Below are 20,171 nucleotides of genomic sequence, written 5' to 3'. Positions count from 1 at the left end.
GGAGATGTATAAAGCAAAACTTCAATACTCCCCTCATGATTTTTACAGTTTTCACAAAAAATTCCTTATGAAAAAAAGAGGCAACTAGATCTTACCAATCTAGTTGCTCCAAGAAGTTATATACATCCTCATGTAGCTCGTCACGCTCTTTATCAAGTGTAATGACATGCGTAGAGTCTTCATACCATTTAATGTCTTTTAACGTAGATTCTACACCGTTATAAATAATGTTAGCACTATCTGTATTAATCATTTCATCATGACGCGCTTGTACAACAAATGTTGGTGCATAAATCATGTCCACATTGTTACGTACGTCAGCAATTAATTGTTGTAATGCTTTTAATGTATTCATCGGTGTCTTTTGGAATTCCAACATTTCTTGTTCGATTTGTTCTGGTGATTTTTGCTCACGTTTTTTATATTCGCGGGCGTATGCCAATATACCTTGGTACATTGTTTCTTCACTCTTAATATACATTGGTGCACACATTGGTACTACACCTAAAACCGGTACTGTATAACCTAATTTTAAAGAAAATACGCCACCAAGTGATAATCCAACGACAGCAATTTTCTCGAAGCCTTTATCTTTTAAAAGCTGATATGCCTCCGTTACGTCTTGCCACCAATCTTCAGGACCTGTAAGAACAAGCTCTTCTGGTGGTACACCGTGCCCTTTATAAATTGGCGCATGACAAGTGTAGCCTTTCTTTTCTAAGAAACGCCCTAACATACGTACATCAGCTGAGTTCCCTGTGAATCCATGTAATAATAAAACAGCGCGGTCTCCACCCTCAAATGTAAATGGTTTCGGAGATGCTAATTTCATCATGTACTTCTCCTCTTTCTCTTCTGTAATCTAGTCGTATTCTTTCTATATCTTAGTGTACCATATTTATATTTCTATAATCTAATTAGAAACATCTTTCAAATGACAAATTAAAAAAAGAAGAACCATTAGTACAACTTACTAACGCTTCTTCTTTCAATTCTATAAATTTAAGTACGTAACAGCAATTGTTAATACGAAGAATAGAACAGCTAAAACAATTGTAATACGGTTTAATACCGCTTCGATTCCACGTGCTTTTTGCTTACCAAATAATTGCTCTGCACCGCCTGAAATTGCACCTGAAAGGCCTGAGCTATTACTAGACTGCATAAGTACCATAACAATCATTAAAATCGATACAATAATAAGTAAAACGGATAATAACGTATGCACTTGGCGTACCTCCTACAAAGATTCAGTTATTGTAACTGTAGCATAAATTCTATAGAAAAGCGAGAGCTATAGAGTCACTCTCGCTTTTCTTCTATTACATAAACATCATTGCAAATAACGGTCCGAGCAAACATGTTAAAATGGCTGTTAATGTCATTGTTACCGATCCAATAACACCTTCATGTTCGTTATTTTTCATCGCTCTCATAACACCCATAATATGAGAAGCACATCCAAAGCCAATCCCTTTACCAACCGAGTTTGTAACACGGCTCCATTTTAATAAAAGCGGGCCTGTAATCGTTCCAGTAATACCTGCAATAACAACGAAAGCTGCCGTTAAGGAAGGGACGCCACCAACTTGTTCCGATACGCTCATTGCAACTGGCATTGTCACCGATTTTGGTAAAGAAGATAAAATTAAGCTTTTATCTGTTCCCATAAGTGATGCAATGGCAAAATCACTCGCGATGGCAACTGTTGTACCTACTAATACGCCACCAGCAATCGGTACAACATATTTTTGCAACACGTGACGTTGTTTATAAAGAGGAATTGCAAATGCTACAACACCGGGTCCCAGCAGTTTTGCAATCCAGCCACCACCACTCTCCATATAATGTTGATATGGTATATCAAGCACGATAAATAAGAAAGCCATTAATCCTGTTGCTACAAGCATTGGAATGGTGAATGGGGTTGGAAATAATTTATAGATTTTTTTAGATAATTGGTATAATAGCACCGTAAAAAGAACCCAACCAATTCCGATCAATATTTGGCTCATCGCGACTCTCTTTCCTTTCTATTCGCAAGATATTGTCCTGTATGTCCTGCGACAATAATAATTAAAAATGTACTCGCTACAATTGTAATGAAAAGAGAAATCCCCTTACTCATAAAAAAAGCACCGTAATTCATTAAGCCAAGCGTTGGCGGAATTAATAAAAACGGCATAATAGCAACGAGTGTTTCTGCTCCTAAATCGAACCATTTCACTGGAAGAACTTTTAAGCTAAGTAAAACAAGTAAGAGGAACATCCCAATCAAACTTCCTGGAATCGGAATATTTAACATTTCTTGCACCCAAGTTCCAACCATATAAAACACGTAAAGAGCAGCAATTTGGACAAGAATCTTTGTAAATTTCATCTTCATCATCCCTCATGTTTATACGATCTTCTGTTAATATCTTTATCATAGTATAAATTGTAAAAAGCTGCAATTTATCAACTTGACAGCAAAAACAGCCTATGTAATACGCTTACAACCTTGATATGACTGTGTTTCCAAGCGAAAAATAAGTCAAAAACCTTGACCTAATGTAAGAAGTTTTTATTTTCTGAATTTAAAGTGTTGTTATTTCAATAAAATAATATTTTTATCCTTAAGCTTACATATATATAGAATGAAACTTTAATCAGCCCTCACCAATTGGGTTTTTACGGGACAAACAAGATAGGTGGTGAACATATGCCAAAAAAAGTTCTTATTTTTTGCGATCCTGGGATTGATGATGCGATGGCCCTCCTCTTAGCATTCTTTATCGATGAAATAGAAATCATCGGTATTGTCGCTGATTACGGTAATGTTCCAAAAGAAATGGCTATACAAAATGCCCATTTTCTTAAGAATGAAACAAAGAATAGGAATATCAAGATATTCGGTGGCTCAGAACGTCCGCTTACTGGTGCCCCTCCTGCTTTCTTTACGGATGTACATGGGAAACAGGGGCTCGGTCCAATTATTCCGAAGGGGAATGTACCTAACGGAGAAATGGAGAATTTTTTTGAGGTTATTCCTCTTATTGAACAATATAAAGATGAATTAATCATTGTCAGTTTAGGAAGACTTACCTCCCTAGCAATTTTATTCATTGTATGTAAACAGCTAATGAAGCAAATTAAATCTTACTACGTAATGGGCGGTGCCTTTTTACATCCCGGTAATGTTACTCCTATTTCGGAAGCAAACTTTTATGGCGACCCTACTGCCGCTAATATCGTTCTTCAATCCGCGGCTAACATGTACATCTACCCATTAAACGTCACCCAGTATTCCATCATTACACCAGAAATGGCTGAATACATTGAAGTAAAAGGAAAAGCCCCACTCGTCAAACCGTTATTCGATCATTATTACTACGGATATTATAAAGATGCCCTACCGCATTTAAAGGGTAGCCCCTTCCATGACACAATGCCAATACTCGCTTTACTTGATAATTCTATGTTTACATATCACAAATCACCTATCGTTGTCATGACAGAATCTTATGCACAAGGAGCAAGCATTGGAGAATTTCGCTCTTTAGGAGACCCTAAGCCATTTATTGATTGGCCGAGTCATCAAATCGCCATTGATTTTGATTATAACCGCTTCTTTAAACATTTCATGTCACTTATGACGGGTGAGCAATTTTAACATAAAAAAAAACAGACCGTGATTTCTCACGGTCTGTCGTTATTTTCTACAATTATCGTTTGATATTATAGAAAGATTTTACACCATCGTAAACAGCGATTTCGCCTAGTTCGTCTTCGATGCGTAATAATTGGTTGTACTTAGCAATACGGTCAGTACGGCTCATAGAACCAGTTTTGATTTGGCCAGCGTTAGTTGCAACTGCGATGTCAGCGATTGTAGCATCTTCAGTTTCACCAGAACGGTGAGATACAACTGCTGTGTAACCAGCACGTTTAGCCATTTCGATAGCTTCGAAAGTCTCAGTTAAAGTACCGATTTGGTTAACTTTAATTAAGATTGAGTTAGAGATACCTTTTTCGATACCTTCAGCAAGTTTTTGAGTGTTAGTTACGAATAAGTCGTCACCAACTAATTGTACTTTATCACCGATACGATCAGTTAATAATTTGTGACCATCCCAGTCGTTTTCGTCTAAACCATCTTCAATAGAGATGATTGGGAAGTCTTTGCAAAGCTCTTCGTAGAAATCAACCATTTCTGCAGAAGTTAAGCCAGTACGGCCTTCGCCTGCAAGGTCATATTTACCAGTTTCTTTGTTGTAGAACTCAGAAGAAGCAACGTCCATTCCTAAGAATACGTTCTCGCCAGCTTTATAACCAGCTTTTTCGATAGCTTCGATGATTACTTCTAGAGCTTCACGGTTAGAACCAAGGTTTGGAGCGAATCCACCTTCGTCACCTACTGCAGTGTTAAGACCTTTGTCATGTAATACTGCTTTAAGTGCATGGAATACTTCAGCACCCATACGGATTGATTCTTTGAATGTTGGAGCACCAACTGGTAAGATCATGAACTCTTGGAAGTCTACGTTGTTATCAGCGTGAGAACCACCGTTGATGATGTTCATCATTGGAGTTGGTAATTGTTTTGCATTGAATCCACCAAGGTAACGGTATAATGGAAGACCTACGAAGTCAGCTGCTGCGTGAGCTACTGCCATAGATACACCAAGGATAGCGTTAGCGCCTAGTTTACCTTTGTTTGGAGTGCCATCTAATTCGATCATAGCACGGTCGATACCAGCTTGGTCAGTTACGTCGAAACCAACGATTTCTGGAGCGATTGCTTCGTTAACGTTGTTTACTGCGTTCATAACACCTTTACCAAGGTAACGAGATTTGTCACCGTCACGTAATTCTACTGCTTCGTGTTCACCAGTAGATGCACCACTTGGTACGATAGCGCGTCCGAAAGCGCCGCTTTCTGTGTAAACTTCTACTTCTACAGTTGGGTTACCACGAGAGTCAAGGACTTCGCGAGCATAAACATCAATAATTGTTGACATAATAAATTCTCTCCTTTTTATATAAGCAAATTATTTAATAATTGTTTTACCTGTCATTTCTTTCGGTTGTTCCACATTTAAAAGCGTAAGCATTGTTGGGGCGATATCTCCTAAAATACCACCTTCACGAAGCTCTACATCATTTTTTGTAACGATGAAAGGAACCGGGTTAGTTGTATGAGCTGTCATTGGTCCACCATCAGCAGTTAACTCCTGATCAGCATTACCATGGTCAGCAGTAATAAGTGCTACACCATCTTTTGCAAGAATCGCTTCCACAACTTTTCCTAAACATTCGTCAGTTGCTTCTACTGCTTTAATTGTCGGTTCCATCATCCCAGAATGGCCAACCATATCACAGTTCGCAAAGTTAAGAATGATAACATCATGTTTATCATTTTCGATTTCATTTACTAAAGCGTCCGTTACTTCGTAAATGCTCATTTCAGGTTTCAAGTCATACGTTGCAACCTTCGGTGAGTTAATTAAGATACGCTCTTCTCCTGGGAATTCAGCCTCACGACCACCGCTAAAGAAGAATGTAACGTGCGGATACTTTTCAGTTTCCGCGATGCGAAGTTGCTTTAATCCCGCTTGCGCAACAACTTCACCTAAAGTGTTATCAAGGTTCATTGGCTTGAATGCCACGTAACCATCTACAGTTTCACTGAAGTGTGTCATACAAACGAATTCAGGAATGTGAGGTACTTTTTCACCACGATCGAACTCACGGAAGTCTTCGTTTGTAAATACACGAGCAATTTGAATTGCACGGTCTGGACGGAAGTTGTAGAAGATAACTGCATCATCATCATTGATTGTTGCAACTGGCGTGTTATCTTCGTTAACAATTACAGACGGCAATACGAATTCATCGTAGATACCATTTGCATAAGAGTCTTCTACACACTCTTCTGCTGATTTATAAGTAGGGCCTTCACCATTCACCATAGCACGGTAACATTTTTCAACGCGATCCCAACGCTTGTCACGGTCCATAGAGTAATAACGACCAGAGATAGTCGCGAATTGTCCTACTCCTGTTTCTTTAATTACTTCATTTGTTGCATCAATATAACCTTTTGCTGTTTGTGGTCCAACATCGCGGCCATCTAAGAACGCATGGATATAAACTTTCTCCACGCCTTCTTTTGCTGCTAATCGAAGAAGAGCAAACATGTGATTCATGTGACTGTGCACACCACCGTCAGAAAGTAAACCGAATAAATGAAGTGCAGTACCTTTTTCTTTTACGCTTTTAATTGCATTTTGGAACGTTTCGTTCTTATCGAACTCACCTTCACGAATTGCAACGTTTACGCGTGTTAAGCTTTGATATACTACGCGGCCAGCACCGATATTTAAGTGACCAACCTCAGAGTTACCCATTTGACCTTCTGGAAGACCTACTGCCTCGCCACAAGCTGTAAGTGTTGTGTGAGGGAATTTGTTCCAGTAACCATCAAAATTAGGTTTCTTAGCTTGTGCTACAGCATTCCCGTAAGTTTCTTCACGAAGTCCGAAACCGTCAAGGATGATTAAAGCTGTTGGCTTTCTCATTTTACCGCCCCCAGAAGACCTAAGAACGAAGCAGGCTCTAAGCTAGCACCGCCGACTAAAGCGCCGTCGATGTCAGATTGTGCCATGTACTCTTTAATGTTTTCTGGTTTTACGCTACCGCCGTATTGGATACGAACAGCTTCTGCAGCTTCTGGAGAAACAGCTTCTGCAACAACTTTACGGATGTGCGCACATACTTCATTTGCATCTGCAGAAGAAGAAGATTTACCTGTACCGATAGCCCAGATTGGCTCATAAGCGATAACAGTTGCTTTAACTTGCTCTTCTGTTAAACCTGCAAGTGCTTTTGTCACTTGACCTGCTACTAGATCAAATGTTTTTCCGCTTTCGCGCTCTTCTAAAGTCTCACCACAACATACGATTGGTGTTAAACCATGTTCAAATGCTGCGATAGTCTTTTTGTTTACTGACTCGTCTGTTTCAGCAAACATTTCACGACGCTCAGAGTGACCAAGTACTACGTAGCCTACTTTTAAGTCGCTAAGTGCTACTGGGCTAATTTCGCCAGTGAATGCACCATTTTTTTCGAAGTGCATGTTTTGTGCACCTACTTGTAAATCAGTTCCTTCAGTCGCTGCTACTAAGCGCTCTAAGAATAGAGCTGGAGAGCAAACTACTGCATCAACAGCTGAAGCTGCTGGGATTTGACCTTTAACTTCCTCTACGAAGCTAACTGCTTCAGATAGAGTTTTATTCATTTTCCAGTTACCTGCGATAATTGGTTTACGCATGCTTTGCACCGTCCTTTTTCTTTGGCTGCTACTTATTTGTCGTTAAGACAAACTACACCTGGAAGTTCTTTACCTTCCATGAATTCTAATGACGCACCGCCGCCAGTAGAAATGTGGCTCATTTTATCAGCCATACCGAATTTTTCAACAGCTGCTGCAGAGTCACCACCGCCGATAACAGAGTATGTACCTTCTGCATCTGCTAATGCTTGTCCTACTGCTTTTGTACCTTCTGCGAATGGAGTCATTTCGAATACACCCATTGGTCCATTCCATACAACAAGCTTAGAGTTTTTAATTACATCTGCATAAATTTCACGTGTTTTAGGACCGATGTCCACGCCTTCCCAGTTAGAAGGGATAGAGTCGATACCAACGATTTTAGTTGTTGCAGTTTCAGAGAATTCCTCAGTGATTACAACATCAACTGGCATGTAGAAGTTTACGCCTTTTTCTTTTGCAAGTTGCATAAATTCTTTAGCTAGTTCAATCTTGTCATCTTCACATAGAGATAGACCAATTTCATGACCTAAAGCTTTAACGAATGTATAAGCAAGTCCGCCACCGATGATTAAGTTATCTACTTTGTCTAATAGATGACGAATTACACCGATTTTATCTTTTACTTTCGCACCACCAATAATAGCTGTGAATGGGCGTTCTGGGTTAGAAAGTGCTTTACCTAATACTTCTAACTCTTTTTCCATTAATAAGCCAGATACTGCTGGTAGGTAATCTGCGATACCTGCTGTAGAAGCGTGAGCACGGTGAGCTGCACCGAATGCATCGTTTACGAAGATGTCAGCAAGTGCTGCAAATTCTTTCGCAAGTTCTGCATCGTTCTTTTCTTCGCCCGCATAGAAACGTACGTTTTCAAGAACTAATACGTCGCCTTCGTTCATTGCTGCAACCATTTCTTGTGCAACTGGTCCGAATGCTTCGTCTGCTTTTTTAACATCTTTACCAAGAAGCTCGCCTAAACGTGCTGCCACTGGAGTAAGACGTAATTCTTCTACTGCTTGACCTTTTGGACGGCCTAAGTGGCTTGCTAAAATAACTTTCGCACCTTGCTCTACTAAATATTGAATTGTAGGAAGAGCTGCACGGATACGAGTTTCATCTGTAATTTTGCCTTCTTTCATAGGTACGTTGAAGTCAACGCGGCAAAATACACGCTTACCTTTTAAATCTACGTCACGAATTGATTTTTTGTTCATTGGATTTCCCTCCGACTACTAGTTAGGATTGACAAAACCCACTCAAAAGCTTAACACATTTGCTTTTAAAACGAAAGAAGAGAGAGAGGGAACAAACCCTCTCCCTCGTTTTGTCATTGATAGCTTATATAATTAAGAATTAAAGACCTTTTGAAGTCATGTAAGCTGCTAAGTCTACTACGCGGTTAGAGTAACCAGTTTCGTTATCGTACCAAGAAAGTACTTTAACCATGTTACCTTCCATTACCATTGTAGATAATGCATCGATTGTAGAAGAAGCTGTACATCCGTTATAGTCGATAGATACTAATGGCTCTTCGCTGTATCCAAGGATACCTTTTAATTCGCCTTCAGCTGCTGCTTTGAATGCTGCATTTACTTCTTCAACTGTTACTTCTTTGTCAAGTTCAACAACTAAGTCAACTAGAGAAACGTTAGCAGTTGGAACACGTACAGCGCCACCGTTTAATTTACCTTTAAGTTCTGGTAATACTAATGCTACTGCTTTAGCTGCACCAGTAGATGTTGGGATCATGTTTTCAGCTGCTGCACGAGCACGACGTAAATCTTTGTGTGGTAAGTCTAAGATTTGTTGGTCGTTAGTGTAAGAGTGAATTGTTGTCATCATTCCGCGTTTTACGCCGAATTTTTCGTTTAATACTTTAGCAAATGGAGCTAGACAGTTTGTAGTACAAGAAGCGTTAGATACTACGTTGTGGTTAGCTGCATCGTATTGTTCGTGGTTAACACCCATAACTACAGTGATATCTTCGTCAGAAGCTGGAGCTGAGATGATAACTTTCTTAACTGATCCACCTAAGTGTTTTTCAGCGTCTGATTTTTTAGTGAAACGGCCAGTAGATTCTACTACTACTTCTACTCCGTAGTCGCTCCATGGTAATTGAGCTGGGTCACGCTCAGCGATAACTTTAATTTCTTTACCGTTAACAACGATGCTGTTTTCGTTAGCAGATACTTCTGCATTTAAAGTTCCGTGAACTGTGTCATATTTTAAAAGGTGAGCTAATGTTTTAGCATCTGTTAAGTCGTTGATTGCTACTACTTCTACCTCAGAGTTGTTAAGAGCTGCGCGGAATACGTTACGTCCGATACGTCCAAATCCATTAATACCAATTTTAGTCATTTGAATTTCCTCCTTGGGGGATTATATTAAAGGGTAATACCCTTTGTTAACTGCTTTGCTGCACCTTCATCTGTAATTAGAATTGAAGTGTGCCCTTGTTTAATTACAGCCTGTATTGCCTTTGCCTTTGAAGAACCACCAGCGACTGCAACAACGTGAGATACATTTTGTAAATCCTCAAGTTGCATACCAACTGTTCTTACTTTATGAACAACATTTCCTTGTTCATTAAAGTAGTAACCGAAAGCTTCGCCAACTGCTTCGCTTGCTTGAATCTTTAACCAATCTGCTTCTGAAGTATTTCTGCGACGTGCCATTGTTAACGCATCACCTATTCCATGAATAACGATATTGGAAGATCGAATCAACTCAAGAACTTCTTTCACGGAAGGCTCTGTCACAATAGACGCATATGCTTCGCTACTAACATGGTCTGGAACATACAATAAGCGATAATTACTCATCGTATTTTGCGCCATTTTGGCACAAATGGTATTGGCTTCTAATTCGACACCTTCTCCAATTCCACCACGTGCTGGGACAAATAGCATATGTAAATCTTTGCAATCAAGCTGCATCATGTCCGCAGCAGCAGCTAGCGTAGTTCCTCCAGCCACAGCAACGATATTATTCGCTGTCAAACGGTCTTTTATACAAGTCACACAAGCACGGCCCATCTCCAGTTTGACCCAAGGTGATTCATCACTATCACCAGGGACAACGAAAACTTCATCCAAGTCTAATGTTTCCTTAAGTTGCTTTTCTAAAACCTTTAACCCGGAAATTTCTTTCATAAAGTCTTCCAAAGCAAGAACTAAAGCTGTTCCTTCTTCTGTCAAAGTCATTCCAGAAGAAGCGACGTGAACTAAGTTTTGTTCTTTCAAAACTTGAACTTCACTTCGCAATACTCGTTCTGTCATACCGAGACTTGCTGATAAGTTTCTTCTTCCAATCGGCTGCATGAGCCTAATGTATTGAAGAATTTGCATTCTCGTTTGCATAACAGGTAGCAGATCAGGTAATAATTTTTTTGTGTTCTGAATCCATGAGCGCATATCTTTTCTCCTCACTACATCGGTTCATTTTTCCTCCGTGGTCACTTTACGTCCCGTAGTGACATTTTGTGTCCCACATAGGTTAAAAAAATAATCCCTGCTACGTGTATTATTGTAACAGGAGATAGAAACTTATTCAACTCTTAACTGCATTCTTTATATAGTTTATTATCACACCTTTGTGAATGTTACCATATTCTACTTGTTTTCCGTCTATTTCTACAACCGGAATCATTAAGTGATATTTTTCTAAAAGGTCATTTTCTTCATATATATCTATTTCCTCGATTTGAAAAGAATATTCACATTGTACTTCCTGTAAAACTTGTTTCGCCTTCACGCAAAGGCCACAATCTTTTTTTGTATACAGTACAACCTGCATCTATCTTCACCTATCCGATCGTTTTTCGTAATGACGACGCTGGGATGTGCATTTGCTCTCTATACTTCGCCACTGTTCTTCGAGAAATAACGATTTCATGCTTTTCTTCTAATAATTTTGAAATCTTTTGGTCTGAAAGTGGCTTTTTCTTATTCTCCGCCTCAACAAGCGTTTGAATAAATTGTTTTACACGCTTTGTAGAAACTGCTTCATCTTCAGTAGTCGAAACGGCATTACTAAAGAACGATTTCATCTCAAATAAACCATGTGGTGTTTGCACATATTTATTTCGCGTTGCACGACTAATTGTCGATTCATGCACGCTTAACTCTTCTGCTACTTCTTTTAAAGCAAGTGGCTTTAAATACGCTGGACCTTTCCAGAAGAAATCACGTTGTTTTTCCATAATAATGGTCATCACTTGCAGAAGCGTTTGTTTTCTCTGTTTCAAACTACGCATAATCCACTGCACATGCTGATACTTTTCTGATACGTAAGATGCTACTTCACTTTCACTATTATTAAGAAGCGCACTATACTCAGAATGAATTTCAATTCTTGGCATATTTCTCTCATTCATCTGTAAAACGAGACGATCACCATCTTTTTTCACTGCCATATCAGGCACAATATAAAGTGGTTTATCAGAAGAAAACGCAAGACCTGGCTTTGGTTGTAATGACGTTATACAATTTACCGCATCCTGTAATTCTTCATTACTACACTTCAGCACTTGAACGAGCTTTCGCCAATCTTTCTTCACGAAATAAGCGAAATGATCTTCAACAACCTCTTCTGCTAATCCATTCCGCCTTTGTAAGCGCTTCAATTGCAAGGTTAGACATTCCTGAATATTACGTGCCCCTACCCCTGCTGGCTCTAGTGATTGGACAAGCTCTACAGAGCGGTCGACTACATGAAGCGGTGCGGAAAGAAGATTTGCTAACTCTTCGTTCGTTTCTTGTAAATACCCATTTCCATCCATGTTCATAATAATGAAAGAAGCTACTTTTCGCTCTTCTTCCTCTATTTTATAATACTGTATTTGATTTAATAAATGTTGCTGAATCGTTGTAGAATCCACACTGTAGATTTCCATCTGATTCTCGACTTGTTTGCTGGTACTTTTACTGTTGTTAGAGCTCTTTTTCTTCTCCCTCTCAAAACCACCTAACTCAATAAGGGGATTCTCTAACGATTGCTCATACAAAAACTCCGATAATTCTTGTACATTATACTGGAGCATTGTAATCGCTTGCCTTAACTCTTGTGTCATTGCCAAACGTAAGCTTTGTTCTTGTAAAAGACTTGCCTTCAAACTAATCTCCCCCTTGTTTCTATTGTACAATAAGTTTGGTAAAAGGAGAATCCTCACGCAGACACCCATTCCAAAATATTATTAATTTATATGTATTAATGAGACTTACAACTTACAACCAAAATTTGAATAATATTGAAAGAAAATAATAAGGTAAATATTTATTACCAAGTACTAATAGTAAATCTTATTATCAGATATAACAAGAGGGAAATAAAAAAAGTCCTAACCTACAAAACGTAAGTTAGGACTTTTTGACGCGCCCAGAGGGATTCGAACCCCCGGCAGACGTGGTACCGGAAACCACCGCTCTATCCGACTGAGCTATGGGCGCATGATTATAAAATCACTTCATTTTCTTCTCATAATAATAGCAATAAAATCCATCTAAATCAATAAAAATATCCCCATAATCCTTTATACACCTTAGTTAGGAGTCTATTAGCAAAGCGATATTCCTAAATTTCCCAATCATAAGTTCACCCCAACTCACAAATTATAACCTTTGAATTGATATTCCAAAGGGGGCTTCATTCAATGACCGTAATTACGAAACTAAAGCAAACTGTTTCTGGATTAAAAAGTGCACAAGCTAGCTTAGAGGGATTCGCTCTTGATACGGATAACCAACAAGCTAAGCAACTTTTCCAAACAGCTGCAGAGCAAATACAAACAATTATCGATTCTTTAAACCCACGCGTTGAAGAAGTCCAACAAGAAGAACCACAATACTCACAGCAATAACGAATCCGTCATGCTGTGAAATAGAAAAAGGATGATATGCAGTCATCCTTTTTCTATCACATTACATATTGCAATAGAAATGGAATGATGATTATGCGAAAGATCGGACTCATTACCGCGTTATTTATACTTCTATTTAGTTCTTTTACCGGTTGTGATCATAGCCCATTAGATAAAAAGGTAAAAAAAGAAGAAGCAAAACGAACAGAGAAAGAGAAAGGTCCCAAATTAACAAAGACGAGTACGGAATCCTTTAATCAATCTATATCGCAAGGAGCTAAGAAAAAGGCCCTCGCTATGGATGAAATTATAAAAAGTGCAGCAGTGAATTCAAATTTAGATCTCTACATAGCAGTTAAGCCTGAGCATCATGAACGATTTGGGCTAAAACCTTTACGCAAGAAACTTCAAAAGCAGCTAAGTGATGAACATCCTACTTTCGATGTTCGTGTAAGTACAGATAAAAAAATCTTTATGTTACTTGAAAAGCTTGAAAACAGAATCAAGAAAAAGGAAATATCTAAAGATGAAATCAAAAAACAGTTAAAACTTATCGGATCAGAAATGGAATCTAACACTTAACGCTTTCGAATAGAAAAGGAAGGATTGAAATGTCTAGTAAAGATAAAAACTTAACCCCTGTACAACAGGAATATAAAAAATTTGAGCAAGAACGAGAACCGAAACGCCCTGTCTTAAAAAATTGTATAAAAGCTTTTTTCGTTGGTGGTTCCATTTGCCTAATCGGGCAACTTATTTCTACTTTTTATATTACGTATTTCGATTTCACTGAACGATCGGCAGGGAATCCAACTGTGGCAACTCTTATTTTCATCTCCATGTTACTGACCGGATTCGGCGTATACGATCGCCTCGGACAATTTGCTGGAGCCGGCACAGCTGTACCTGTTACTGGATTTGGCAACTCTGTTATTGCCGCATGTATCGAACACCGAACAGAGGGATTTGTCCTTGGTGTTGGAGGTAACATGTTTAAGCTAGCTGGTTCCGTTATTTTATTTGGTGTATTTTCCGCTTTCGTCATCGCACTTATTAAAACGATTCTTGTTCAATGGGGAGGGCTATAAATGTTACAAGGACACCGAACATGGGTATTCGAAAACAAACCAGTTATTATCTCAACCGGGGTAGTTGGCGGACCATTTGAAGCGAACGGAAATATCCCTGAAGACTTCGACACCCTCCATGAAGATTTATGGCTTGGCCAAGATTCTTACGAAAAAGCACATAAAATTTTATTTGAAGAAGCTTGTAGCCGTGCTACTGAAAAAGCCAAGCTCCGTAAAGACGATATTCAATTTGTACTCGCAGGAGATTTAATTAATCAAATCACTCCTACAAGCTTTGCTTGCCGTACACTCGGAACACCTTATCTCGGATTATTCGGGGCTTGCTCTACTTCTATGGAAGGATTAGCACTTGGGGCAAGTATCGTAAATGCAAAAGGGGCCAAATATTTATTAACTGGTGCATCAAGCCATAATGCCGCTGTAGAAAAACAATTCCGCTACCCTACCGAATATGGTGGACAAAAACCACCTACTGCACAGTGGACAGTAACTGGTGCTGGTGCAGCTATTTTAAGCGATACTGGACACGGTCCTAGGGTAACCTCTGCAACAATCGGAAGAGTAATTGATATGGGATTAACAGATCCTTTTAATATGGGTGGTGCGATGGCCCCAGCGGCTGTCGATACAATTGAAGCTCATTTACGCGAACGACAAATTGATGCTTCTTATTACGACTTAATCGTAACAGGTGATCTCGGACATGTTGGACGCGAAATTGCCTACGACCTACTACATAAGCACGGAACAAAAGTAACGAGCGAACAATTCCAAGATTGCGGAATCATCATTTATAGAGAAGGACAACCTGTCATCGCTGGCGCTAGTGGACCCGGATGCTCTGCAACAGTCGTGTACGGTCATTTATTAAACCGAATGAAAAGAGGAGAGTTCAAAAAAATACTTGTCGTTGCGACAGGCGCTTTACTATCTCCACTTACATTCCAACAAGAAGAAACGATTCCGTGTATCGCTCACGCCGTTTCGATTGAATTTGGAGGTGCAACGCAATGATTTTTTTCTGGGCTTTCGTCATTGGTGGACTCATATGTGTAATCGGCCAACTTATGTTTGATGTCGGCAAGTTAACACCAGCTCATACAATGGCAACACTCGTTGTTGCCGGAGCTATATTAGATGGATTCAATTTGTATGAACCATTAATTGATTTCGCTGGAGCTGGGGCAACAGTACCCATTACAAGCTTCGGTAATGCCCTCGTTCATGGTGCAATGGAAGAAGCTGCAAAACATGGCATCGTCGGTGTCATCACCGGTATGTTTAAAGTAACGAGCGCTGGCGTATCCGCAGCTATTATTTTCGGCTTCATTGGAGCATTGCTATTCAAACCGAAAGGATAAGAGGTGTTTGTATGACTGTTATCGCTAGCGTTAAAACCTGCCTTGCTAGTGTAAGGGGCGCTCAAGCAAGTTTAAGCTCCCTTTCACTAAATTCACAGGATGCGGAATCAAAACGCGTATTTCATGAATGTATGTTAGAAATGGACAGCATCATCGCTGATTTACAAAATAGAGTTTCAGTATTAGAACGTGAAGAACCTCAATATAAAGGGTTTTAAGTAGACTGGAGGAAATGACTATGTCTCACCTGCCGGAATGGACACTTGTCATTCTTCGCTCTGTATTCATATTAATTATTTTATTCGCTATTACGAAATGGTTAGGGAAAAGACAAATCTCGCAGCTCTCCTTTTTTGAATACATAGCCGGAATGACAATCGGTGACATCGCTGCCCAAGTATCTACAGGGCTCGATTCAAAATTTTTCCACGGCGTCTTTGCGATACTTATTTTCGCTTCCGTACCTTTTTTTGTCGGCATTCTTTCCTTAAAAAACAAAGCCGCTAGAGATTTCTTTGAAGGGAAATCTACCGTATTAATAAAAGATGGAAAAATACTCGAAGATAATTTAAAGAAAGAGAAATACACAAGTGATGAGTTACTTGAACTTCTTAGAGGAAATGGTGCATTCAGTATAGCTGAAGTCGAATTTGCTGTCTTAGAACCAAGCGGAGAATTAAATGTACTATTAAAGAAAGATTCTCAGCCACTTACAGCAAAAGACATCGGTTTAAAGGTACCGAATGAAAAAGAACCACAAACTGTTATTATGGATGGAAATGTACTAGATGAACCTCTATCCGCAAGTGGACATAACCGCGCTTGGCTACATTCTGAACTAGAAAAGCTCGGTGTTGTCATTGAAAATGTCTTTCTCGGTCAAGTGGATTCATACGGACAACTGACTATCGACATTTATAATGATAAACTACAAATGCCTTCTCCTCAAAACAAACCTTTGTTATTGGCATCTTTAAAAAAATGTCATGCTGATCTTGAACTATTTTCTTTAGAAACAAAGTCGAAATCAGCGAGCGAAATGTATAGTAAAAACGCAAAACAAATCGAAAAGATTTTAAATAAAGTAACCTACCTTTTAAAAGAATAACTCTCGAAAGAACGCTTCAGTAAAAAGGCGTTCTTTTCTTTTTTTCTCCAGCTCTCATAACGTTTAAATTTATGTAATTCGGTTATGATGTTTAAGATACATAAGCAGGGAATTTCAAAAACATAGCGAATATTTCATGGTACAACTACATATTTTTTTGATTTAAAGTGGTTTTGTTTGACCTTTATTGACCATAATTGTATTATAAGACTAAGAAAGCTTTAGAAGGAGGAAATAACAGATGAATTTAATTCCTACAGTAATTGAACAAACAAATCGTGGAGAACGCGCTTACGATATTTACTCTCGACTATTAAAAGACCGCATCATTATGCTTGGTAGCGCAATTGATGACAACGTAGCTAACTCAATCGTTTCCCAGCTTTTATTCTTGGAATCTCAAGATCCAGAAAAAGATATTCACATCTACATTAACAGCCCTGGTGGTTCTATCACAGCAGGTATGGCAATTTACGATACAATGCAGTTTATTAAACCACAAGTATCAACAATCTGTATCGGTATGGCTGCATCTATGGGTGCATTCTTACTTGCAGCAGGTGAAAAAGGAAAACGTTATGCACTTCCAAACAGTGAAGTAATGATTCACCAACCACTTGGTGGGGCACAAGGTCAGGCGACTGAAATCGAAATCGCAGCTAAACGCATCCTATTCTTACGTGAAAAACTAAACCAAATTCTTGCTGACCGCACAGGTCAACCACTTGAAGTACTACAACGCGACACAGACCGCGATAACTTCATGACAGCAGAAAAAGCTTTAGAATACGGTTTAATCGATAAGATCTTTACAAATCGTTAATAACTAAAAGCGGAAGCGGCTCGTTCAACTCTGACTGGCTAAGGTTCTTTCGCATAAAAGGCGCTTTTTGCCTTCTTATGCGGAAGGTTCTTAGACACGAAGAGCTAGCCGCTGGAGCTGGATATACTGAAAAGCGAAAGCGCCCTATTATAGGGCGCTTTTTTTATGGTCAAACCTCTGTCAATGCATACCCCATCCAGTATCCACTTAAATATATCAGCGATTTTTCAAATATATTGACGTTTCGACAAAACTTACCGACAATCCTCGACAAGCACGCACCCTCTACATACCCGCCCCCACCAAAAACAACAAAAACAAAAAGCTATCGCACATTCGCGATAGCTTTTTTACTGTACATATGCAACTAATGCTTCTAAAGCCTCTTCTGCATCTGAACCTTCTGTTGTAATTGTTATCATGCTACCAGTTCCAATTGCTAAGCTCATAATCCCCATTATGCTCTTTGCATTTACCGTCTTTCCATCTTTCTCGATGAAGATATCGGCATGAAAGCGATTAGCCTCTTGTACAAACAACGCAGCCGGACGTGCTTGTAAACCGTTTTTTAATGAAACCTGAACTCGTTTTTGAACCACAGCTCCATTTCCCCTTTAACCTCTTATTTTTTTGCTATCGTTTCCCCCGCGCGTAATTTCTCTGCAATATCATCGATTTTACGCAAACGATGATTAATACCTGATTTACTAATTTTCCCCCCGGATACCATCTCACCTAACTCTTTCAATGTTACATCTTGATAATCTCTTCGCAGTTGCGCAATTTCTCGTAGCTTATCTGGCAATATATCAAGACCTACCGTCTCATCAATATAGCGGATATTTTCAATCTGCCTTAGCGCTGCACCAATTGTTTTATTTAAATTAGCTGTTTCGCAGTTCACTAAACGATTTACGGAATTACGCATATCACGTACGATTCGAATGTCTTCAAACCTTAAAAGTGCATTATGGGCACCTATAATGTTTAAAAACTCTGTAATTTTTTCCGCTTCTTTCAAATACGTAATGTAACCTTTTCTTCTTTCCAACGTCTTACTATTTAAATCAAATCCGTTCATCAGTTCACATATAGCATCATTATGTTCCTTATATAACGAAAAGATCTCTAAATGATAAGATGATGTTTCTGGGTTATTTACTGAACCACCTGCTAAAAATGCACCGCGTAAATACGATCGTTTACAACATTTCTTCTCAATCAATTCTTGTGATATATTTCGAATAAATGAAAAGTCATCTCGAACGATATGAAGATCAGCTAATATTTCGCGAGACTTCTCAACAAGCCGTACGATATATACATTATTTTTCTTCAATCGCATTTTTTTACGAACAAGTAATTCTACCGTCACGTCATACCCTTTTTTCAAAAGCGTATAAATCCTTCTTGCAATTGCCGCATTTTCCGTTTGAATATCGATAGATAGACGACGGTTTGAAAAAGAAAGCGATCCATTCATTCGAAGTAACGCTGATAATTCTGCTTTCTCACAGCATTCCTTCATCTCAAGGTTCGTCAACTCTTTCTTTGTTTCTGATGCAAATGACACAGTCAACACCTCCTTATACGATTATTGTGGAACAAAAATCTTGTCCTATATGAAATGAGGAGCGTTACCTCAAACGAGGCAACGCGCATCTACAACAGTGAATATAAAATAGAAGCTAATTTTAATGTATCGTGCCTTACAACACGGTCATCATACTTCGCTAATTGATCTTGAATGAGATCAATATTGTTTTTAGTAAAACGCTCTTCATCTACTACAACTGGCGCCGACATTTCTTCCTCATATAACTGACGTAATTCACAAGGAATATCACGGTTATTTACAATTGCAGTATCGATAAATGGTTTACCTAAATGATCATGTAACGCCTGCACATGGTCAAACGCAGTATATCCCATCGTTTCACCAGCTTGCGTCATAACATTACACACATATGCCTTCTTCGCTTTTGCAGCAAGAACAGCGTCCCCGATTTTGTTAACAACTAAATTCGGTAATATACTCGTATACAAACTTCCTGGACCAAAGACAAGTAAATCAGCTCGTTTAATCTCAGTCAAAGTTTCATGTAACGGCTCCACATCTTCTGGTGTTAAAAAGACACGGTTAATCTTCTTTCCGAAATAAGGAATCTTTGATTCACCTGTTACAATTTCTCCATCTTCTAGTTCCGCATGCAGTACTGCACTTTGGTTTGCTGCCGGCAATACACGTCCTCTAACATTTAACACTTTACTCGTTTCCGTAATTGCATGGAAGAAGTCTCCTGTAATCGAGGTCATACCCGCCAATAATAAATTTCCTAACGCATGACCTTTCAGCCCATCTCCCGTTGTGAAACGATGCTGAAATAAAGCTTCCACCAGTGGCTCTACATCTGATAACGCCACAAGTACGTTACGAATGTCACCTGGGGGTGGAATTTCTAGCTCATCACGTAATCTACCTGAACTGCCACCATCATCAGCGATTGTAACAACCGCTGTAATATCAACCGGATATTGTTTTAATCCTCGTAATAAAACAGAGAGTCCCGTACCGCCTCCCATGATAACAATTTTAGGTTTTCTCTCTTTTTTCAT

At 39.1% G+C, this 20,171-nt stretch carries 24 protein-coding genes and 1 tRNA gene; 9 read left to right on the top strand and 16 right to left on the bottom strand.

What is annotated here, in order from left to right; translation table 11 throughout:
* Positions 1-91: 91 nt before the first annotated feature.
* From estA to CO726_RS09710, 4 genes are all read right to left on the bottom strand, one after another.
* Positions 92-832 carry a carboxylesterase gene (estA, locus tag CO726_RS09725; protein WP_169513025.1) on the bottom strand — a complete coding sequence of 247 codons (741 nt, stop codon included), beginning with the start codon at positions 830-832 and terminating at the stop codon, positions 92-94.
* Between the two features lie 162 nt (positions 833-994).
* Positions 995-1,228: a preprotein translocase subunit SecG gene (secG, locus tag CO726_RS09720; RefSeq protein ID WP_000557263.1), complete on the bottom strand. Its 234-nt coding sequence runs from the start codon at positions 1,226-1,228 to the stop codon at positions 995-997.
* A 94-nt stretch (positions 1,229-1,322) separates the two neighbouring features.
* Positions 1,323-2,015: an LrgB family protein gene (locus CO726_RS09715; RefSeq protein WP_000078304.1), complete on the bottom strand. Its 693-nt coding sequence runs from the start codon at positions 2,013-2,015 to the stop codon at positions 1,323-1,325.
* Positions 2,012-2,380 carry a CidA/LrgA family holin-like protein gene (locus tag CO726_RS09710; protein WP_000673220.1) on the bottom strand — a complete coding sequence of 123 codons (369 nt, stop codon included), beginning with the start codon at positions 2,378-2,380 and terminating at the stop codon, positions 2,012-2,014. Before CO726_RS09710 ends, CO726_RS09715 begins: the two co-directional genes overlap by 4 nt.
* Positions 2,381-2,701: 321 nt before the next feature.
* Here CO726_RS09710 and CO726_RS09705 point away from each other — a divergent pair, with 321 nt between their 5' ends.
* Entirely contained in the window at positions 2,702-3,652 is a 951-nt protein-coding gene (locus tag CO726_RS09705; protein WP_099684105.1) for a nucleoside hydrolase, read from the top strand.
* Positions 3,653-3,704: 52 nt separating this feature from the next.
* Here CO726_RS09705 and eno read toward each other — a convergent pair whose 3' ends face one another.
* The 9 genes from eno to CO726_RS09660 form a co-directional block, all read right to left on the bottom strand.
* Positions 3,705-5,000 carry a phosphopyruvate hydratase gene (gene eno / locus CO726_RS09700; RefSeq protein WP_016085606.1) on the bottom strand — a complete coding sequence of 432 codons (1,296 nt, stop codon included), beginning with the start codon at positions 4,998-5,000 and terminating at the stop codon, positions 3,705-3,707.
* 30 nt (positions 5,001-5,030) lie between these two features.
* Positions 5,031-6,560: a 2,3-bisphosphoglycerate-independent phosphoglycerate mutase gene (gene gpmI / locus CO726_RS09695; protein WP_086411357.1), complete on the bottom strand. Its 1,530-nt coding sequence runs from the start codon at positions 6,558-6,560 to the stop codon at positions 5,031-5,033.
* Entirely contained in the window at positions 6,557-7,312 is a 756-nt protein-coding gene (gene tpiA / locus CO726_RS09690) for a triose-phosphate isomerase (protein ID WP_001231038.1), read from the bottom strand. Before tpiA ends, gpmI begins: the two co-directional genes overlap by 4 nt.
* Before the next feature lie 32 nt (positions 7,313-7,344).
* Positions 7,345-8,529, bottom strand: a complete 1,185-nt coding sequence (locus tag CO726_RS09685) for a phosphoglycerate kinase (RefSeq protein WP_001036338.1) — start codon at positions 8,527-8,529, stop codon at positions 7,345-7,347.
* Between the two features lie 139 nt (positions 8,530-8,668).
* Positions 8,669-9,673 (bottom strand): type I glyceraldehyde-3-phosphate dehydrogenase, encoded by a 1,005-nt coding sequence (gene gap, locus CO726_RS09680; protein ID WP_000161236.1) that lies wholly within the window; start codon positions 9,671-9,673, stop codon positions 8,669-8,671.
* A 26-nt stretch (positions 9,674-9,699) separates the two neighbouring features.
* Positions 9,700-10,728, bottom strand: coding sequence for a gapA transcriptional regulator CggR (cggR, locus tag CO726_RS09675; RefSeq protein ID WP_048528176.1), 1,029 nt, complete (start codon positions 10,726-10,728; stop codon positions 9,700-9,702).
* 136 nt (positions 10,729-10,864) lie between these two features.
* Positions 10,865-11,110, bottom strand: a complete 246-nt coding sequence (locus CO726_RS09670) for a glutaredoxin family protein (protein WP_099684104.1) — start codon at positions 11,108-11,110, stop codon at positions 10,865-10,867.
* A gap of 10 nt (positions 11,111-11,120) precedes the next feature.
* Complete coding sequence (rpoN, locus tag CO726_RS09665; RefSeq protein WP_099684103.1) at positions 11,121-12,428, bottom strand: RNA polymerase factor sigma-54; 1,308 nt, start codon at positions 12,426-12,428, stop codon at positions 11,121-11,123.
* Positions 12,429-12,686: 258 nt separating this feature from the next.
* A tRNA-Arg gene (locus CO726_RS09660) sits at positions 12,687-12,762 on the bottom strand.
* 203 nt (positions 12,763-12,965) lie between these two features.
* Here CO726_RS09660 and CO726_RS09655 point away from each other — a divergent pair.
* From CO726_RS09655 to clpP, 8 genes are all read left to right on the top strand, one after another.
* Positions 12,966-13,172, top strand: a complete 207-nt coding sequence (locus CO726_RS09655; RefSeq protein ID WP_099684102.1) for a DUF1657 domain-containing protein — start codon at positions 12,966-12,968, stop codon at positions 13,170-13,172.
* Between the two features lie 93 nt (positions 13,173-13,265).
* The gene (locus CO726_RS09650) at positions 13,266-13,754 is read left to right on the top strand and encodes a YhcN/YlaJ family sporulation lipoprotein (protein ID WP_099684101.1); all 489 of its coding nucleotides are present in this window, start codon (positions 13,266-13,268) and stop codon (positions 13,752-13,754) included.
* A 29-nt stretch (positions 13,755-13,783) separates the two neighbouring features.
* Positions 13,784-14,260, top strand: coding sequence for a stage V sporulation protein AC (spoVAC, locus tag CO726_RS09645; protein WP_098758976.1), 477 nt, complete (start codon positions 13,784-13,786; stop codon positions 14,258-14,260).
* A complete protein-coding gene (gene spoVAD, locus CO726_RS09640; protein ID WP_098758975.1) occupies positions 14,261-15,277 on the top strand; it encodes a stage V sporulation protein AD in 1,017 nt (338 codons plus the stop codon). It abuts the gene before it with no gap.
* On the top strand, positions 15,274-15,624 hold the full coding sequence (gene spoVAE / locus CO726_RS09635) for a stage V sporulation protein AE (protein ID WP_000575919.1): 351 nt from the start codon (positions 15,274-15,276) through the stop codon (positions 15,622-15,624). The genes spoVAD and spoVAE overlap by 4 nt, the downstream gene beginning before the upstream one ends.
* 11 nt (positions 15,625-15,635) lie before the next feature.
* Positions 15,636-15,842, top strand: coding sequence for a DUF1657 domain-containing protein (locus tag CO726_RS09630; RefSeq protein WP_002167398.1), 207 nt, complete (start codon positions 15,636-15,638; stop codon positions 15,840-15,842).
* A 20-nt stretch (positions 15,843-15,862) separates the two neighbouring features.
* Positions 15,863-16,732 (top strand): DUF421 domain-containing protein, encoded by an 870-nt coding sequence (locus tag CO726_RS09625; RefSeq protein WP_099684100.1) that lies wholly within the window; start codon positions 15,863-15,865, stop codon positions 16,730-16,732.
* A gap of 241 nt (positions 16,733-16,973) precedes the next feature.
* Positions 16,974-17,555 carry an ATP-dependent Clp endopeptidase proteolytic subunit ClpP gene (gene clpP / locus CO726_RS09620; protein ID WP_001049162.1) on the top strand — a complete coding sequence of 194 codons (582 nt, stop codon included), beginning with the start codon at positions 16,974-16,976 and terminating at the stop codon, positions 17,553-17,555.
* 350 nt (positions 17,556-17,905) lie between these two features.
* On the opposite strand, the gene CO726_RS09615 is transcribed toward clpP, so the two are convergent.
* The 3 genes from CO726_RS09615 to CO726_RS09605 all read right to left on the bottom strand — a co-directional run bounded on the left by CO726_RS09615 (position 17,906) and on the right by CO726_RS09605 (position 20,171).
* The gene (locus tag CO726_RS09615; RefSeq protein ID WP_098329401.1) at positions 17,906-18,154 is read right to left on the bottom strand and encodes an HPr family phosphocarrier protein; all 249 of its coding nucleotides are present in this window, start codon (positions 18,152-18,154) and stop codon (positions 17,906-17,908) included.
* 23 nt (positions 18,155-18,177) lie between these two features.
* Positions 18,178-19,128, bottom strand: coding sequence for a DNA-binding protein WhiA (gene whiA, locus CO726_RS09610; protein WP_098758972.1), 951 nt, complete (start codon positions 19,126-19,128; stop codon positions 18,178-18,180).
* Between the two features lie 89 nt (positions 19,129-19,217).
* Complete coding sequence (locus CO726_RS09605; RefSeq protein ID WP_098758971.1) at positions 19,218-20,171, bottom strand: gluconeogenesis factor YvcK family protein; 954 nt, start codon at positions 20,169-20,171, stop codon at positions 19,218-19,220.

Origin of the sequence: Bacillus fungorum, assembly GCF_002746455.1 — a bacterium.
Lineage (GTDB): Bacteria > Bacillota > Bacilli > Bacillales > Bacillaceae_G > Bacillus_A > Bacillus_A fungorum.
The sequence above is the reverse complement of the archived record's forward strand: the minus strand, read 5'-3'. Positions and strand labels throughout refer to the sequence as shown.

Coding starts and splice junctions, on each gene's coding strand:
- estA (WP_169513025.1), bottom strand. CDS start 832: ATGAAATTAGCATCTCCGAAACCATTTACATTTGAGGGTGGAGACCGC.
- CO726_RS09715 (WP_000078304.1), bottom strand. CDS start 2,015: ATGAGCCAAATATTGATCGGAATTGGTTGGGTTCTTTTTACGGTGCTA.
- CO726_RS09710 (WP_000673220.1), bottom strand. CDS start 2,380: ATGAAATTTACAAAGATTCTTGTCCAAATTGCTGCTCTTTACGTGTTT.
- CO726_RS09705 (WP_099684105.1), top strand. CDS start 2,702: ATGCCAAAAAAAGTTCTTATTTTTTGCGATCCTGGGATTGATGATGCG.
- eno (WP_016085606.1), bottom strand. CDS start 5,000: ATGTCAACAATTATTGATGTTTATGCTCGCGAAGTCCTTGACTCTCGT.
- gpmI (WP_086411357.1), bottom strand. CDS start 6,560: ATGAGAAAGCCAACAGCTTTAATCATCCTTGACGGTTTCGGACTTCGT.
- tpiA (WP_001231038.1), bottom strand. CDS start 7,312: ATGCGTAAACCAATTATCGCAGGTAACTGGAAAATGAATAAAACTCTA.
- CO726_RS09685 (WP_001036338.1), bottom strand. CDS start 8,529: ATGAACAAAAAATCAATTCGTGACGTAGATTTAAAAGGTAAGCGTGTA.
- gap (WP_000161236.1), bottom strand. CDS start 9,673: ATGACTAAAATTGGTATTAATGGATTTGGACGTATCGGACGTAACGTA.
- cggR (WP_048528176.1), bottom strand. CDS start 10,728: ATGCGCTCATGGATTCAGAACACAAAAAAATTATTACCTGATCTGCTA.
- CO726_RS09670 (WP_099684104.1), bottom strand. CDS start 11,110: ATGCAGGTTGTACTGTATACAAAAAAAGATTGTGGCCTTTGCGTGAAG.
- CO726_RS09655 (WP_099684102.1), top strand. CDS start 12,966: ATGACCGTAATTACGAAACTAAAGCAAACTGTTTCTGGATTAAAAAGT.
- CO726_RS09650 (WP_099684101.1), top strand. CDS start 13,266: ATGCGAAAGATCGGACTCATTACCGCGTTATTTATACTTCTATTTAGT.
- spoVAC (WP_098758976.1), top strand. CDS start 13,784: ATGTCTAGTAAAGATAAAAACTTAACCCCTGTACAACAGGAATATAAA.
- spoVAD (WP_098758975.1), top strand. CDS start 14,261: ATGTTACAAGGACACCGAACATGGGTATTCGAAAACAAACCAGTTATT.
- spoVAE (WP_000575919.1), top strand. CDS start 15,274: ATGATTTTTTTCTGGGCTTTCGTCATTGGTGGACTCATATGTGTAATC.
- CO726_RS09630 (WP_002167398.1), top strand. CDS start 15,636: ATGACTGTTATCGCTAGCGTTAAAACCTGCCTTGCTAGTGTAAGGGGC.
- CO726_RS09625 (WP_099684100.1), top strand. CDS start 15,863: ATGTCTCACCTGCCGGAATGGACACTTGTCATTCTTCGCTCTGTATTC.
- clpP (WP_001049162.1), top strand. CDS start 16,974: ATGAATTTAATTCCTACAGTAATTGAACAAACAAATCGTGGAGAACGC.
- CO726_RS09605 (WP_098758971.1), bottom strand. CDS start 20,171: ATGAAAAAAGAGAGAAAACCTAAAATTGTTATCATGGGAGGCGGTACG.